This is a genomic window from Acidovorax sp. GW821-FHT09B03 (assembly GCF_059418305.1).
Genome location: NZ_JBWKPP010000003.1, coordinates 404,335 through 417,552, shown reverse-complemented (window position 1 = coordinate 417,552; position 13,218 = coordinate 404,335). Strand labels below are relative to the sequence as shown.

General features: G+C 69.5%; 13 protein-coding genes. 5 read left to right on the top strand and 8 right to left on the bottom strand.

Annotation, left to right across the window (positions count from 1 at the left end; translation table 11 throughout):
* Nucleotides 1-87: 87 nt before the first annotated feature.
* From AC07PA_RS08340 to AC07PA_RS08320, 5 genes are all read right to left on the bottom strand, one after another.
* Entirely contained in the window at nucleotides 88-468 is a 381-nt protein-coding gene (locus AC07PA_RS08340) for a DUF1304 domain-containing protein (protein ID WP_007861059.1), read from the bottom strand.
* A gap of 3 nt (nucleotides 469-471) precedes the next feature.
* Nucleotides 472-888, bottom strand: coding sequence for an organic hydroperoxide resistance protein (locus tag AC07PA_RS08335; RefSeq protein ID WP_007861058.1), 417 nt, complete (start codon nucleotides 886-888; stop codon nucleotides 472-474).
* A gap of 70 nt (nucleotides 889-958) precedes the next feature.
* Entirely contained in the window at nucleotides 959-1,426 is a 468-nt protein-coding gene (locus AC07PA_RS08330; RefSeq protein ID WP_007861056.1) for a MarR family winged helix-turn-helix transcriptional regulator, read from the bottom strand.
* A 179-nt stretch (nucleotides 1,427-1,605) separates the two neighbouring features.
* Nucleotides 1,606-2,427, bottom strand: coding sequence for a crotonase/enoyl-CoA hydratase family protein (locus AC07PA_RS08325; RefSeq protein WP_494608417.1), 822 nt, complete (start codon nucleotides 2,425-2,427; stop codon nucleotides 1,606-1,608).
* An 83-nt stretch (nucleotides 2,428-2,510) separates the two neighbouring features.
* Nucleotides 2,511-3,359 carry a 3-hydroxybutyryl-CoA dehydrogenase gene (locus tag AC07PA_RS08320; RefSeq protein WP_007861053.1) on the bottom strand — a complete coding sequence of 283 codons (849 nt, stop codon included), beginning with the start codon at nucleotides 3,357-3,359 and terminating at the stop codon, nucleotides 2,511-2,513.
* A 126-nt stretch (nucleotides 3,360-3,485) separates the two neighbouring features.
* On the opposite strand from AC07PA_RS08320, the gene AC07PA_RS08315 reads away from it, so the two are divergent.
* Entirely contained in the window at nucleotides 3,486-5,078 is a 1,593-nt protein-coding gene (locus AC07PA_RS08315; RefSeq protein ID WP_494608416.1) for a GMC family oxidoreductase, read from the top strand.
* A 178-nt stretch (nucleotides 5,079-5,256) separates the two neighbouring features.
* Nucleotides 5,257-6,012 carry a hemerythrin domain-containing protein gene (locus tag AC07PA_RS08310; protein WP_007861045.1) on the top strand — a complete coding sequence of 252 codons (756 nt, stop codon included), beginning with the start codon at nucleotides 5,257-5,259 and terminating at the stop codon, nucleotides 6,010-6,012.
* 53 nt (nucleotides 6,013-6,065) lie between these two features.
* On the opposite strand, the gene AC07PA_RS08305 is transcribed toward AC07PA_RS08310, so the two are convergent.
* Entirely contained in the window at nucleotides 6,066-6,821 is a 756-nt protein-coding gene (locus tag AC07PA_RS08305; RefSeq protein ID WP_007861040.1) for a GGDEF domain-containing protein, read from the bottom strand.
* A 288-nt stretch (nucleotides 6,822-7,109) separates the two neighbouring features.
* A complete protein-coding gene (locus AC07PA_RS08300; RefSeq protein ID WP_007861036.1) occupies nucleotides 7,110-7,556 on the bottom strand; it encodes an ATP-binding protein in 447 nt (148 codons plus the stop codon).
* A 95-nt stretch (nucleotides 7,557-7,651) separates the two neighbouring features.
* Here AC07PA_RS08300 and AC07PA_RS08295 point away from each other — a divergent pair, with 95 nt between their 5' ends.
* From AC07PA_RS08295 to AC07PA_RS08285, 3 genes are read left to right on the top strand one after another with little or no spacing between them, the layout of a single operon-like run.
* The gene (locus AC07PA_RS08295) at nucleotides 7,652-8,446 is read left to right on the top strand and encodes a hypothetical protein (protein WP_494608415.1); all 795 of its coding nucleotides are present in this window, start codon (nucleotides 7,652-7,654) and stop codon (nucleotides 8,444-8,446) included.
* Nucleotides 8,443-10,410, top strand: coding sequence for a hypothetical protein (locus AC07PA_RS08290; RefSeq protein WP_494608414.1), 1,968 nt, complete (start codon nucleotides 8,443-8,445; stop codon nucleotides 10,408-10,410). The genes AC07PA_RS08295 and AC07PA_RS08290 overlap by 4 nt, the downstream gene beginning before the upstream one ends.
* Complete coding sequence (locus AC07PA_RS08285) at nucleotides 10,400-12,484, top strand: PP2C family protein-serine/threonine phosphatase (protein WP_494608413.1); 2,085 nt, start codon at nucleotides 10,400-10,402, stop codon at nucleotides 12,482-12,484. The genes AC07PA_RS08290 and AC07PA_RS08285 overlap by 11 nt, the downstream gene beginning before the upstream one ends.
* On the opposite strand, the gene AC07PA_RS08280 is transcribed toward AC07PA_RS08285, so the two are convergent.
* Nucleotides 12,463-13,200: a GNAT family N-acetyltransferase gene (locus AC07PA_RS08280; protein WP_146187878.1), complete on the bottom strand. Its 738-nt coding sequence runs from the start codon at nucleotides 13,198-13,200 to the stop codon at nucleotides 12,463-12,465. The two genes, AC07PA_RS08285 and AC07PA_RS08280, sit on opposite strands and share 22 nt — an antisense overlap.
* Nucleotides 13,201-13,218: the final 18 nt, after the last annotated feature.

The following is a 13,218-nucleotide window of genomic DNA, read 5'->3' as shown; positions in this document are numbered from 1 at the left end:
CTGTGCGACAGGTCGCTGCAATGCAGCATGCAAAACGGCCCGCCGGCGTGGGCCGGCGGGCCGTTCAGGGGATGCCTCGGGTGGCGCTCAGGCCTTGCGTGCCTGCGACTTGTCCAGTGCCAGCACCAGTCCCAGCGCGATGATGGCGGGCAGGGCTTGCGTGTAGAAGATCTTGGGCACGGCTGTGGCGGCGCCGAAGACGCCGGCCACGATCACACACACCAGGAAGAAGATCTTGAACAGGCGGTTGCCGGTGAACAAGCCCCAGAAGAGGCCGGCCGCCAGGAAGCCGTTGTACAGGCCCTGGTTGGCTGCCAGCACCGTGGTGGCATCGGCCAGCTCCTGGGTCAGGTTGAAGGTCTTCAGGCCCAGGGGCTTGTTCCAGAAAAACATCTCCAGCACCAGGATGTAGGCATGCTCGATGGCCACCAGGGCCACCGCGATGCGGGGGAGCAGCAGCCGGCCCATGGCTTACGCCAGCGTGATGGTCACGTCGATGTTGCCGCGCGTGGCGTTGGAGTAGGGGCAGACCTGGTGGGCTGCGTCCACCAGCTTCTGGGCCGTGGCGGTGTCCAGGCCGGGCAGGCTGATCTTCAGGCGGGCGGCGATGCCATAGGCGTTCGGGATGGGGCCCAGGTCGACTTCGGCGTCGATGGAGACGTCCTGCGGCACGGGGATGCCGATCTTGCCGCCGACGGCCTTCATGGCGCCGATGAAGCAGGCGGCGTAGCCCGAGGCGAACAGCTGCTCGGGGTTGGTGCCGGTGCCGGAGGTGCCGGGCGAGGACAGCTTGACATCCAGCCGGCCGTCGTCGGTCTTGGCGGCGCCATCACGGCCACCGGTTACGTGGGCCTTGGCGGTGTAGAGGACTTTTTCGAGTTGCGTCATGGTGTCTTCCTTTGCAGTGGGTGAATGAATGTCCTGAATGCGGACGGGGTGGGAACGGAACAAAAAAGGGTCAGCGCGGCGGTTGGATCCGGTCGCGGAAGGTCTTGAGCTGCCCGGTCAGGGCGGTCAGCTCGGGCAGGGTGCACTGGCTGCTTTCGAGCACGCAGGGTGGAATCGCCTCGGCCTTGTCGCGCAGCGCCCGGCCCGGGGCCGTGAGGCTGATGCGCACGCGGCGTTCGTCCTGGGCGTCGCGGATGCGGGCAATCAGGCCCGAGGTTTCCAGGCGCTTGAGCAGCGGGGTGAGCGTGCCCGAGTCGAGGAACAGGCGCTCACCGAGTTCGGAGACGGTCACGCCGTCCTGCTCCCAAAGCACCAGCATCACCAGGTACTGGGGGTAGGTCAGACCCACGGTTTCGAGCAGCGGCTTGTACAGCTTGGTCATGGCCAGCGAGGCGGAGTACAGCGCGAAGCACACCTGGTTGTCCAGGCGCAGCAAGGCTGGGCTGGGGGTGTGGGTGGAAGGGTTGCTGCGTGCCATGGGATGAATTGTGCGCCGGAATTAAATTGCGTACAATTGAATTGTGTAATCTTTTGTTGCTGAGTCTGTTTTCAGGGGTGCGTGCTGCGCGTTCTGGCCAAAGGTGCTATTCACGCATGGAGCGCGTGCGTGCGCAAGCAAGGGGTGGCAACGACGGGCCAGCGTTGCCAGGCTTGCCGTCAGCGGCCCGTGAAGCGGGCAGGGCGGCGTTCCACGAAGGCGCGCACGCCCTCGGCCGCATCCTCGCTGTTGGCCAGTTGCTTCTGCACGGGGATGAATTCGGCCACCGCGGCCGCCTGGCCCTGCTCGATGGCCTTGAGCACGTTGAGCCGGGTGGCCACCACGGCCATCGGGGCCTGGGCCTCGATGCGCCGGGCGATGGACAGGGCCTCGTCGAGCACCTGCGCTGCGGGCACCACTTTCTGTACGAAGTTCAGGCGCAAGGCCTCGGCGCCGCCGAACTCGTCGGCGGTCAGCAGGTGCAGCAGGGCATTGCCGGTGCCGGCGCGCTCGGCCATGCGCAGCGTGGCGCCGCCCGTGGCCATGATGCCGCGCTGCACCTCCATCTGCGCAAAGCGGCAGTCGTCGGCCGCGACCACGATGTCGGCGCCCAGCATGAGCTCGATGCCCACCGTGAAGCAGATGCCCTTGACCGCCACCACCATGGGTTTGGTGCGGCGACGGTAGCCGGGCAGGCCGTAGTCGTGCGGCTCCACCATGCCTTCGGGGATGGCCTTCTCGCCGCGCTGCATGTAGGCGCTCACCGCCGGCAGGTCCAGGCCGGCCGTGAAGTGGTCGCCAAAGGCGTGCAGCACGCCCACACGCAGCTCGGGGTCATCGTCCAGCCGGGTATAGGCCTCGGCCAGTTGGCGGAACATGGGCGGCGTCCAGCCGTTGCGCTTGGCCGGGCGGTTGATGCCGATCAGCAGGATGTGGCCGAGCACCTGGGTGTCGATACAGCCTTCGGCCGGGGGCGTGGTGGGGGTGATGCTGCTGGTCATGGGCGCAAATGTCTCCTTGCCCATGATTGAAAACCCAACGCGATGGGCGCGCCGTCCCCGGGGGGACAGCGCGCCTGGGGTCCTCAGTAGGTGTAGACACCCTGGCCGGTCTTGCGGCCCAGGCGGCCGGCGGCCACCATTTCCTTGAGCAACGGGCAGGGGCGGTACTTGCTGTCGCCGAACTCGGTGAGGTAGACGTCCATCACGGCCAGGCACACGTCCAGGCCGATCATGTCGGCCAGCGCCAGCGGGCCGATGGGCTGGTTGCAGCCGAGCTTCATGCCGGCATCGATGTCCTCGGGCGTTGCCAGGCCTTCGGCCAGCACGAAGAAGGCCTCGTTGATCATGGGCACCAGGATGCGGTTGACCACGAAGCCGGGCGCGTTCTTCACGGTGATGGGGCTCTTGCCCAGGGCCTCGGCCAGGGCCTTCACGGCGTCGTGCGTGGCATCGCTGGTCTGCAGGCCGCGGATGATCTCCACCAGCGCCATCATGGGCACGGGGTTGAAGAAGTGCATGCCGATGAAGCGGTCCGCGCGCGAGGTGGCGGCCGCCAGCTTGGTGATGGAGATCGAGGAGGTGTTCGAAGCGATCAGCACCTCGGGCGCCACCAGCGCATCCACCTGCTTCAGGATCTTGAGCTTGAGCTCGTAGTTCTCGGTGGCGGCCTCGATCACCAGTTGGGCGGCCTTGAGGTCGTCGTAGCTCGTGGAGACCTTGATGCGCGCCAGCGCTGCATCCTTGTCGGCGGCCGTGATCTTGTCCTTCTTGATCAGGCGGTCCAGGCTGCCGGCCACGGTGGCCAGGCCCTTTTGCACTGCAGCATCGGAGATGTCCACCATCACCACGTCGATGCCCGAGACCGCACAGGCCTGCGCAATGCCGTTGCCCATGGTGCCCGCGCCGATGATGCCAACCGTTTGAATCGTCATATAGAGAGCTCTCTTCAAAGTGAAACAGACGGGCAGCATGGTAAGCCGAATCGCACGCCCGTTCGGTTATGGTCCATCGGGTCCGTGCGCGGCAAAGGCTCTGCGCATGGCCTGGAGACAAAAAACATGTTGTTCGACTACATCGTGATCGGGGGCGGCTCGGCCGGCTCCGTGCTGGCCGGCCGGCTCACCGAAGACCCCGCCGTGCGCGTGTGCCTGCTCGAAGCCGGGCCCGCCGACAAGAGTGTGCTCATCCACTGTCCGGCGGGCCTGGCCGTGATGGCCAAGTTCGAGCTCAACGGCTGGGGCCAGAACACCACGCCGCAGGCCGCGCTCAACGGCCGCCAGGGCTACCAGCCGCGCGGCAAGGTGCTGGGCGGATCGAGCTCGATCAACGCCATGGTCTACATCCGCGGCCAGCACGCCGACTACGACCACTGGGCCGAACAGGGCAACCCGGGTTGGGGCTGGGAAGACGTCAAGCCCTATTTCCTCAAGGCCGAGAACAACGAGCGCGGCGCCGATGCCTGGCATGGGGAGGGTGGACCCTTGAACGTGGCCGATCTGCGCTCGCCCAACCGCTTCAGCCAGTTCTTCAACGAGGCCGGCGTGCAGGCCGGCCACCCGCACAACACCGACTTCAACGGCGCCTCGCAGGAAGGCGTGGGCATGTACCAGGTGACGCATAAGAATGGCGAGCGCCACAGCGCGGCCAAGGGCTACCTCACGCCGCACCTCTCGCGCAGCAACCTGCAGGTGATCACCGGCGCGCACGCCACGCGCATCCTGTTCGAGGGCCAGCGCGCCGTGGGTGTGGAATACCACCAGGGCGGTGCGCTGCACGAGGTGCGTGCCGGCCGCGAGGTGCTGCTCAGCGCGGGTGCACTGCTGTCGCCGCAGTTGCTCATGCTCTCGGGCGTGGGCCCAGCCGCGCACCTGCAGCGCCACGGCATTGCGGTGCTGCACGACCTGCCGGGCGTGGGCCAGCACCTGCATGACCACCCGGACCTGGTGCAGGTGTTCAATGCGCCAGCGCTCAAGGACCTGTTCGGCATCTCGCCCTCGGGCATGTGGAGCCAACTGCTCGGCGTGCTCGAATGGCGGCGCAGCCGCACCGGCATGCTGACCACCAATTTTGCCGAGGCCGGCGGCTTCATCAAGAGCGATCCGGCCGAGGCCGCGTCCGACCTGCAGCTGCACTTTGTGATCGGCAAGCTCGTGGACCATGGCCGCAAGACCGTGCTGGGCCATGGCTATTCGGCCCATGTGTGCCTGCTGCAGCCGCGCAGCCGGGGCTCGGTGGCGCTGGCCACCAAGGACCCGATGGCCCTGCCGCTGGTGGACCCGCGCTTCCTCGAAGACGCTGACGACATGCAGCGCATGGTGCGCGGCTTCCAGCGCCTGCGCGAGATCCTGGCGCAGCCGGCGCTGGCGCGTTTCGGTGCGCGCGAACTGCCCGCATCGGCCAGTGCACAGACCCCTGCGCAGATCGAGCAGTTCATCCGCCAGTACGCCGACACCATCTACCACCCCGTGGGCACCTGCCGCATGGGGCCGGGTCCGCTCGACGTGGTGGATGCGCAGTTGCGCGTGCACGGCCTGCAGGGCCTGCGCGTGGTGGACGCCTCCATCATGCCGCGCATCGTGAGCGGCAACACCAACGCACCCACGGTGATGATCGCCGAGAAGGCCGTCGACATGCTGCGCGCCGCAGCGTGATGGATGTCACGCAGGGGCCGGCCGCGGGGCGCGAAAAGCGGAAGTTCTTCACAGGCGAAAACGCCGCGCTTTCCTAGACTTCTTTCATCGGCTGCGGGTGCATGGTGCACCCGGCCGAACACCGCAAGAGACGGTGTGGCAACGGCCCGCAAGGGCAGCATGAAAGAAGAGCAAAGCGATGAACATCGACCCCCGCGAAATCTCGGCCCTGATCTCGGCCCATGCCGATCCCTCGGCATCCCTTGGCGCGCCGCGCATGGACATGTATGCCGGCATCCACAAGGCCTTGCGCGCCGTCATGGCCCACACCCTGCTGGCCCTGGGCCGCATGGATGTGACGGACGACGACGAATTTGCCAGCCATTGCGAGCGCGTGATGGACCTGCTGGACCTGTGCCGTTCGCACCTGCAGCATGAAAACGCCTTCGTGCACACGGCCATCGAGGCCCGCGCCCCGGGTGCGGCCCGCGTGCTCGAAGGCGAGCATGGCGAGCACGAGGCAGCCATCACCGCGCTGGCCGCCGGCGTCACGCAGCTGCTGGGCTGCGCGCCCGCGGCGCGGCCCGTGGCCACCCAGGCGCTGTACCGCCAGCTGGCGCTGTTCATCGCCCACAACTTCGAGCACATGCACGCCGAGGAGACCACGCACAACGGCGTGCTCTGGGCGCACTACAGCGATGCGGAGCTGGTGGAGGTGCACAACGCGCTGGTGGCCTCCATCCCGCCCGAGGAAATGATGGCCATCCTGCGTTGGCTGGTGCCCTTCATGTCGCCGCCCGAGCGCACCGCGATGCTGGCCGACATGCGCGCCCATGCGCCGGCACCGGTGTTCGCGGCGGTGCTCGACAGCGTCAAGCCCCACCTCACACCGTACGAATGGATCAAGCTAATGCGCAGCCTGGACCTGTCGGCCGAGACGGCGCCACCGTACTGAGGCACCGCCCCGAGGCGCCGCCGCCGCGCCGCGCAGGGCTGGGCTGGGCAGGCTCAGGCCGCGGTGGCACCGGCCGGCGCGTAGCACCAGCGGTTGCGGCCGTTGCGCTTGGCCTCGTACAGGCCGGCGTCGGCATGGGCGATCAGTTCGTCCACGCCACGCCCATGGTCGGGGAAATGCGACAGGCCAATGCTGGTGCCGATGTCCGCGCCGCCGACGGCGAGCTGGAAGCGGTCTGTCAGCGCCGCCACCATGCGGTTGGCCACGCCCTGCGCGTCGTCGGCGCTGGCACCGGGCAGCACGCACAGGAACTCGTCTCCGCCCAGGCGTGCCAGCGTGTCGCCATCGCGCAGGCAGCCGCGCAGGCGCTGCGTCACCAGGCACAGCAGCTCGTCGCCAGCGGCATGGCCCATGGTGTCGTTGACCTGCTTGAACTTGTCCAGGTCCAGGAACAGCACCGTGAGCAGCCCCTGGCGCGTGTTGGCATCGGTCAGCGCCTGGCGCAACCGGTCGCGCGCGATCATGCGGTTGGGCAGGCCGGTCAGCGGGTCCAGGTTGGCGGCCTCCAGCTCGCGGCGGGTCTGGTCCAGGTCGGAAATGCGGCACTCGAGCTCGAACTCGCGCGCCTCCAGCTTGACCACCATGTGGGCGAAGGCCTCGGCCAGCCGGGCCTGCACGCTTTCCTCGGGCCGCTCGCCCGTCATGTCCATGAGCGGCCCGATGGCGCGCAGGTCACCCTGCTGGGCGATGCGCTGCATGACGTCGCACAGGCGCTGCAGGAAGAGGTCGTCGGTCTCGGCAGGGGTCACAGGGTGTTCTCCTCATTTGCGGCAGGCCGCATGTTCAGTGGGTGCCGCAGGCGCCTGCCAGTCCGTGGCCGGCCGCGCAGCACCGCCAGGGCCAGCGTCCCTGGTCGGGGCAGGGCGGGTGTCGGCACCACGGGGCCGCCGCCCGACAGCGACCGGCCGCAGCCCTGCGTGCCGGGCCCGGCGCAGCCGACAAAAGCCTCTGCGGGATCAGAAAAAGCCCGGGGCGAGGCGAACAAACGACAGCCGCGCGGCGGGCACAATGATACGCTTGCACACTTTGTTAACAATTCAATGCGCTTGCGCCGCCCCTGCGGCTGGCAGGCAGCGCGACACGGTGACCTCGTTGACCTCACCGTCGCGCCGATACTCGAACCGATCCGCCAACCTCTGCACGAAATGCACGCCCAGGCCACCCATGTCCCGATCATCGAGCGAGGCCCCCACGTCGGGTGCCGCCAAGGTGGTGGGGTCGAATGCCCGCCCATGGTCGCGCAACACGGCCTGCAGGCGGGCCGGCGCATCGAAGCGCAAACTCACCTCCACCAGGCCGCCCTGTCCCTCGTAGCCATGCATGGCCACATTGGTCAGCAACTCGTCGAGCATCAGCCCGAAGGACGAAGCCAGGGGCATCGGCACGCCGTTGTCGTCGGCCCAGGCCTCCAGCCGCTCGAAGAAAGCGGGAAGCTCGGCTACGGTGCCGTACAGGGTCTGCTGCCATTCGAGCGGTGGATTCATAGGTGTCTGCGCGCTGAAACCTGGGGCTGCACCTGCGGGCGCCGTCTGCGCCGCGGTCCGGTGGGTCGCCAAAGCATTGTGGCATGAGCCGGACCATGCCAACGCTTTCCTCGCCCCCATCGCCACAGACTGCCAGCACCGCCGTGGCGGCCAAGCCCACGCTCGCCGCGCTGTGGGAGCTCGGCGGGCTGTGGCTGTTGATCGTGCTGGCCGGCATCGCACTGATCGCCAGCCTGCTGCTGGACGTGCGCGCACAGGAAGAGGCGCAGATCCAGCGCTCGCGCCTGTCATTGACGCTGGTGGAGCTGCAGGATGCCATCGAGGGCGACCTGGCGCTGGGCTTCGACCTGCCCGACCACCGCGGCATCCAGCCCCGGCTAGAGCGGGCCCTGGCCAGTGACACCCAGCTGTACGCCATCGACGTGGTGGACCGTGCGGGCATTGCCCTGTTCAGCACCGACCGGGGTGCCATCGGCGAGGCGCTGCAGCCCCGCGCGGCCCGGGCGGCCGAGACCGGTGCGCGCCAGGACCGGATATGGAGCGCAGCGCTCCCTGGAGAGGCCATCATGGGCTTTCCCCTGCACAACGCCTTTGGCGAGGTCGTGGGCCACATCAGCGCCACGTATGCCACCCAGCCCGTGCGCTTTCGGCTTGCCGTGTGGCAGCCCGATGGGCACACGCTCACGCTCGGCGCCATGGCGGTGCTGGTGCTGGCCACTGCCGGCCTGCTGGGCTGGCTGGCCACGCTCTGGGCCTTGCAGCCGCAGTCGGCCCGGTTGCGCGCCGAGTGCCTGCGCGCCCAGACGCGGGCACTGGCGCACAGTGCCCAGGTGCGCCAGCGCATGGACGATTGCCTGGTGCGCCTGGACGAAAGCGAGCGCACCGAATGAGCGCGCGCCGCCCTTTCGCACCCGCCACCCGCCTGGGCATCGCGGCCCTGGTGCTGTTGCTGCTGGCGGCCAGCATCCTGGCCATCTCCACCTATGACCAGCTGCGCGACATGCGGGCCTCAAGCGACCGCACGCGTTCGCAGCTGATGGCGCAGTCGCTGAGCCTGCGCATCACCCACGCCGTCGAATCCGGCATCCCGCTGCGCAGCCTGGTGGGTGTCGAGGCGCTGTTCCAGCAGCGCATGGCTTCGCAGTCCGACATCCAGGCCTTGGCGTTGGTGCTGCCCGATGGCAAGGTGCTCTGGCAGACCACGCGCGACGCCGGCGAAGCCGGTGCCACGGCCGAGGCGCCGGTGCAGGTCCGCGGCGCTCCCGTCGCCATCCTGCGCCTGGCCTTGCGCGACAGCGGTGCGGCCACCTTCACCCGCACCACGGCCGCCTTGCTGCTGCCGGCCATCGGGCTGCTGGCCCTGCTGGCCTATCTTGCCGCACGTTTTTCACAGGCCCAGGGCATCGAGCTGCGCAACCATGCCGCCTGGCGTGCGCGCCGCGCCATCGCACAGGGGCGCTACGACCAGGCCGTGGTCCTGCCGCAACGGCGCGGGTTCGACCTGCGGGTGCAGCAGCTCGGCCACGCAGTGCGCGGAGTGCACGAGGGGCTGGTGCGTGTGCGCCGCCTGATCGCCTCGCTGCGCCAGACGGAACCCCAGCACCTGCGGCGCGAACGCCTGGACCAGTTGCTGGCCAAGGCCGAGGCCGACGACCGCTTCGCAGAGCACGGCATCGCCCAGGTGCGGGTGGTCGCCGCCGAGGCGCAGGCGTTCTGGATCGCCCTGCTCGTGGCCTTGAGCGCGCTGGCGTTGCAGACGCTGTGGCTGCGCAGCCTGCACCTGCAAGGCGAAACCCCCTGGCAGTGGCAGGGCCTGGCACCGGCCCCTGCCGCCAGCCTGGCCGCCTTTTTCGTGGCGGGCACGGCGGCCTGGTGCGTGACGCGCTGGCGCCGCTGGCCCGCGCCCACCGTGGTGCTGCCCGCCTGCATCGCGCTGCTTGCCACGGCCATGGCCTGCGCCGGTGGCCTGCCGGCGAGCCGGCCCTGGACCCTGGCCATGGCGGCGGGAGCCTGGCACGGCCTGGTGGTGGGCGCCGTGCTGGCCGCCTGCCAGGCCGTCGAACAGGTGCCGAGCACCCGGCCCGAATACGCCTATGCCCGACCACGCTGGCGCGCCGCGACCTGGAGCGCCTGGACCATCACCGCCGTCTGGCTGGGCCCGGCGCTGGGCAGTCTGGCGCTGGATGCCCTGGGCACGCTGCAGGGCGCCTATGCGCTGCTGCTGCCCGCAGCCTGCGCGGGCTTTTTCGTCGTGCGCTGGAACGGACCGCGCAGCCCCTGGCGCAGCCGCACGGGTGTGCACGCCGACCCCCTGATCGAGACACCCCGGCCCAATGCCGACGGCGCCAGGGCGCTGGGCCAGTCCTGCGCCGCCGGCCTGCTGCTGGGCCTGGCGCTGGCCACACACGCGCTGGGGCAACCCGCCCTCTGGGCGCCAATGCTGGGGCTGGGCATGGCCGCCGGGTTGTTCCTGCGCAGGCGCATGCCGTCCTCGGGCGTGTTGGCGGCCATGGCCACCGCAGCCGCCCTGCTGGCCTTGGCCATCGCCTCGGATTGGTTGTCCGTGGGGCGCTCCCTTCAGGACGCGGTGCTGGCGCTGGCCGCCCTGCTGGCAGGCAGTGCGCTGGGCCGTCTGGCGCGCGCGGCCGAGGGCGAGTGCCGGCTGCCCGCGCTGTCAACGGTCCAATGGGCTGCGATGGGCGTCGGCGCCGTGTGTGGCAGCGGCGCCCTGGGCGTTCCCCTGCACGGCGGCTGGCCATTGCTCGTGGCCGTGTTGCTGCTGCTGGTGTGCGGCGGGCGCGGCCTGCGCGCCGCCGCGGATGCGGACCGCGCCGGAGGGCAGCATGCACCTTAGGCACCGGCTGATCGCCATCCTGCTGGCCGCCATGGCCCTGCTGGTCGCGGCCTTCGCCGCGATCGGCTGGCTCAGCGACCAGCGCTGGTCGCAGCGCTACGACGAAGTGCTGCTGCAGAACCAGCGCATCGCCTGGGACAAGCTGCAGAACGAAAACCTGGACCGCCAGGACGTGCTGGCCCAGCAACTGCTGCAGGACGCCGACCTGCGCGACCTGGCGGCGCAGGGCGCCTCGGCCCGCCTCGACGCCCTGCTGGCGGCCGCGACGCGGCGCGCTCCGGGCGTGCGCATCGATGTCTTCGACCGCCAGGGCACACTGGTGGCCACCACCGAGCCCGGCATCGATCCACAGCCGATCGCCGAAGTCCGTTGGGTGGCCACGGCCAGTGGCCAGAGCGGCGCCGTGCGCGGGCTCAGCCAGGTGGCGGTGCGCCAGTACCAGTGGGTGGTGGTGCGCGGCTTTGACGGCGGCGCGCTGGCCGTGGGCCAGGACGTCGCGCCCAAGCTGTCCGAGCTGGCCACCTACCTGGGCGGGGACCTCTTCCTGGCCAACATGCGCGGCGCCGAATCCGTGGGCACCCGGGCGGGCGTGCTGGCCGCCACCGACACCCCGATCCCGGTGCGCTCCAACCAGGCGGTCACCGTGCAGCAGGCAGGCCCGGACGCTCAGGCGCGCGCCCTGCGCATCGTCAGCCAGCCCGTGCGCAACCCGGATGCGCGCATCGTCGGCGCCCTGGTCTGGATGCAGGACGTGAGCGCCGCGCACTACGCCGACCGGCTGTTCTCACGCACCACGCTGGCTGCGGCGCTGGTGTTCGCCGCGCTGTTGGCGGCAGGCCTGGTGGTCTACCTGCGGCATGCGATGGAGCCGCTGTCGCGCTCGGTCGGTGTGCTCAACGCGCTGGCGCGCGGCGCCACCGACGCCTCGCTGGACCAGGGTGAGGAAGACGCCGAGGACGAGTCCGGCGAGATCGCCCGCGGCGTGGTGGCCATCCGCTCGGAACTGCTCAACCTCGAGACCCTGCGCCAGGAACGCATCCGTACCCGGCAGCAGCAGGAACGCCTGATCCGCGGCCAGCTGCGCACCCTGGCCGACAGCCTGGATCCCACCTCGCGCGAGGAGATCCTCGTGGCGCTCGGTTCGAGCTCCGAGGCGCAGGCCGGCCCCGCCGCGACCGATGCCGGGGCTGCGCCGACCAACCACCTCGCCGAGCTCGCCGGTATCCTGGGCCGCATGTCCGGCCTGGTGACCAACCAGCAAAACCGCCTGCTCAAGCTGCTGCGCGAGCTGCAGGCGGCGGTGCAGACCCAGGCTACCCTGGCCAGCCTGCAGCAGGAGCTGGAGATTGCGCGCCAGATGCAGCTGTCCATCCTGCCGCGCTCGGCGCCCGATGTGGACGAGGTCGACATCGCGGCCACCATGATCGCGGCCAAGGAAATCGGGGGCGACTTCTACGACTACTTCCCGATCGACGACGAGCACCTGGCCGTGGTCGTGGCCGACGTGTCGGGCAAGGGCGTGCCGGCGGCATTCTTCATGGCGATCTCGCGCACCCTGCTCAAGAGCAACGCGCTGTTCCTGCGCGAGCCCGGCGCCACCATCCGCGCCCTCAACGACCAGCTGTGCGCCGAGAACGACCAGATGATGTTCGTCACCGTGTTCTACAGCGTGCTGCACCTGCCCACCGGGCGGCTGGTCTACGTGAATGCGGGCCACAACCCGCCGGTGCGCCTGACCGGCGACGGAGCCGCGCTGTTCCCGCGCGGCAGGAACATGGCGCTGGCGGTGATGGAAGGGCAGGAATACATCGAGGGCGAGGTCATGCTGGCGCCCGGGGAAACCGTGGTGCTCTACACCGACGGCGTGACCGAGGCCACGAATGCAGAGAATGCCCTTTTTGGGGACGACGCCCTGCTGGCCGCCATGGCCGCCATCGGCAGCGATCCCCGCGGCGTGGTCACGGCGCGGATCCCCGACCAGATCGTGCGCGCCGTGCGCGGCTTCGAGGACGGCGCCGCCCAGGCCGACGACATCACCGTGGTGGCATTGACCTACCGGGGGCGGCGGTTGTGAGCAAGATGGCGCGCATAGCGCAACGACACCGCGCCGTCGGGTGCGCGCACCTCGCCCACGCAGGCGTAGCCGGCCAGCGCCGCGGCGCGCAGCGCCTCGTAGTCCAGGCTCGGCAGCAGCAATTCGCCTTCGGTGGCAAAGTCCATGCCCTGTTCCAGGTCGATCATGGCCACGTGGCGCTGCAGGCCGTCGATCGTGCCGGTCCAGACGACACGCAGGCCCTGGCGCAGCATGTTGTGGCGGCTGCGGTGGTTGCGCAGGGACACCATGGCCATGCACAAGGGACGTCCATGGGCCTGTGCCAGGCCCAGGCGCGCCGACAGCAGCGTGCGCTGCAGCTGGCGGCCACGCCACTGCGGCAGCACCATGCAGCTCGACAGGTGCGCCACCATGCCCTGCTGCGCCGGGTCCAGGCCGATCACGTGACCCAGGTTGTGGGCCTCGTGTTCGCCCGGCAACTCGACCATGGCATAGGCGACCAGCGCGCCGTCCACGAACACACCGATGAGTTCACCGCCCGGGTACATGTGGGCCTGGAAGAAGTCCTTCTCGTCATCCTCGCGCACGTAGAAGTCAGGGTCGGGCAGCGTGGCCAGAACGGTCTCGCGCAAAGCCACCCAGGCATCGAAGTCCTGCGCCTCCAGCAAGCGGGTGCGTGCATGGGGCACGTTGCCCAGCCCTGCTTCGGGCAGCAGGATGGGCGGGAGCTGGGGCAAGGAACTGAGCACGATGGA

Excerpts from the sequence above, each read along its gene's own strand:
- AC07PA_RS08340 (WP_007861059.1), bottom strand. The coding sequence starts at position 468 with ATGGGCCGGCTGCTGCTCCCCCGCATCGCGGTGGCCCTGGTGGCCATC.
- AC07PA_RS08335 (WP_007861058.1), bottom strand. The coding sequence starts at position 888 with ATGACGCAACTCGAAAAAGTCCTCTACACCGCCAAGGCCCACGTAACC.
- AC07PA_RS08330 (WP_007861056.1), bottom strand. The coding sequence starts at position 1,426 with ATGGCACGCAGCAACCCTTCCACCCACACCCCCAGCCCAGCCTTGCTG.
- AC07PA_RS08325 (WP_494608417.1), bottom strand. The coding sequence starts at position 2,427 with ATGACCAGCAGCATCACCCCCACCACGCCCCCGGCCGAAGGCTGTATC.
- AC07PA_RS08320 (WP_007861053.1), bottom strand. The coding sequence starts at position 3,359 with ATGACGATTCAAACGGTTGGCATCATCGGCGCGGGCACCATGGGCAAC.
- AC07PA_RS08315 (WP_494608416.1), top strand. The coding sequence starts at position 3,486 with ATGTTGTTCGACTACATCGTGATCGGGGGCGGCTCGGCCGGCTCCGTG.
- AC07PA_RS08310 (WP_007861045.1), top strand. The coding sequence starts at position 5,257 with ATGAACATCGACCCCCGCGAAATCTCGGCCCTGATCTCGGCCCATGCC.
- AC07PA_RS08300 (WP_007861036.1), bottom strand. The coding sequence starts at position 7,556 with ATGAATCCACCGCTCGAATGGCAGCAGACCCTGTACGGCACCGTAGCC.
- AC07PA_RS08295 (WP_494608415.1), top strand. The coding sequence starts at position 7,652 with ATGCCAACGCTTTCCTCGCCCCCATCGCCACAGACTGCCAGCACCGCC.
- AC07PA_RS08290 (WP_494608414.1), top strand. The coding sequence starts at position 8,443 with ATGAGCGCGCGCCGCCCTTTCGCACCCGCCACCCGCCTGGGCATCGCG.
- AC07PA_RS08285 (WP_494608413.1), top strand. The coding sequence starts at position 10,400 with ATGCACCTTAGGCACCGGCTGATCGCCATCCTGCTGGCCGCCATGGCC.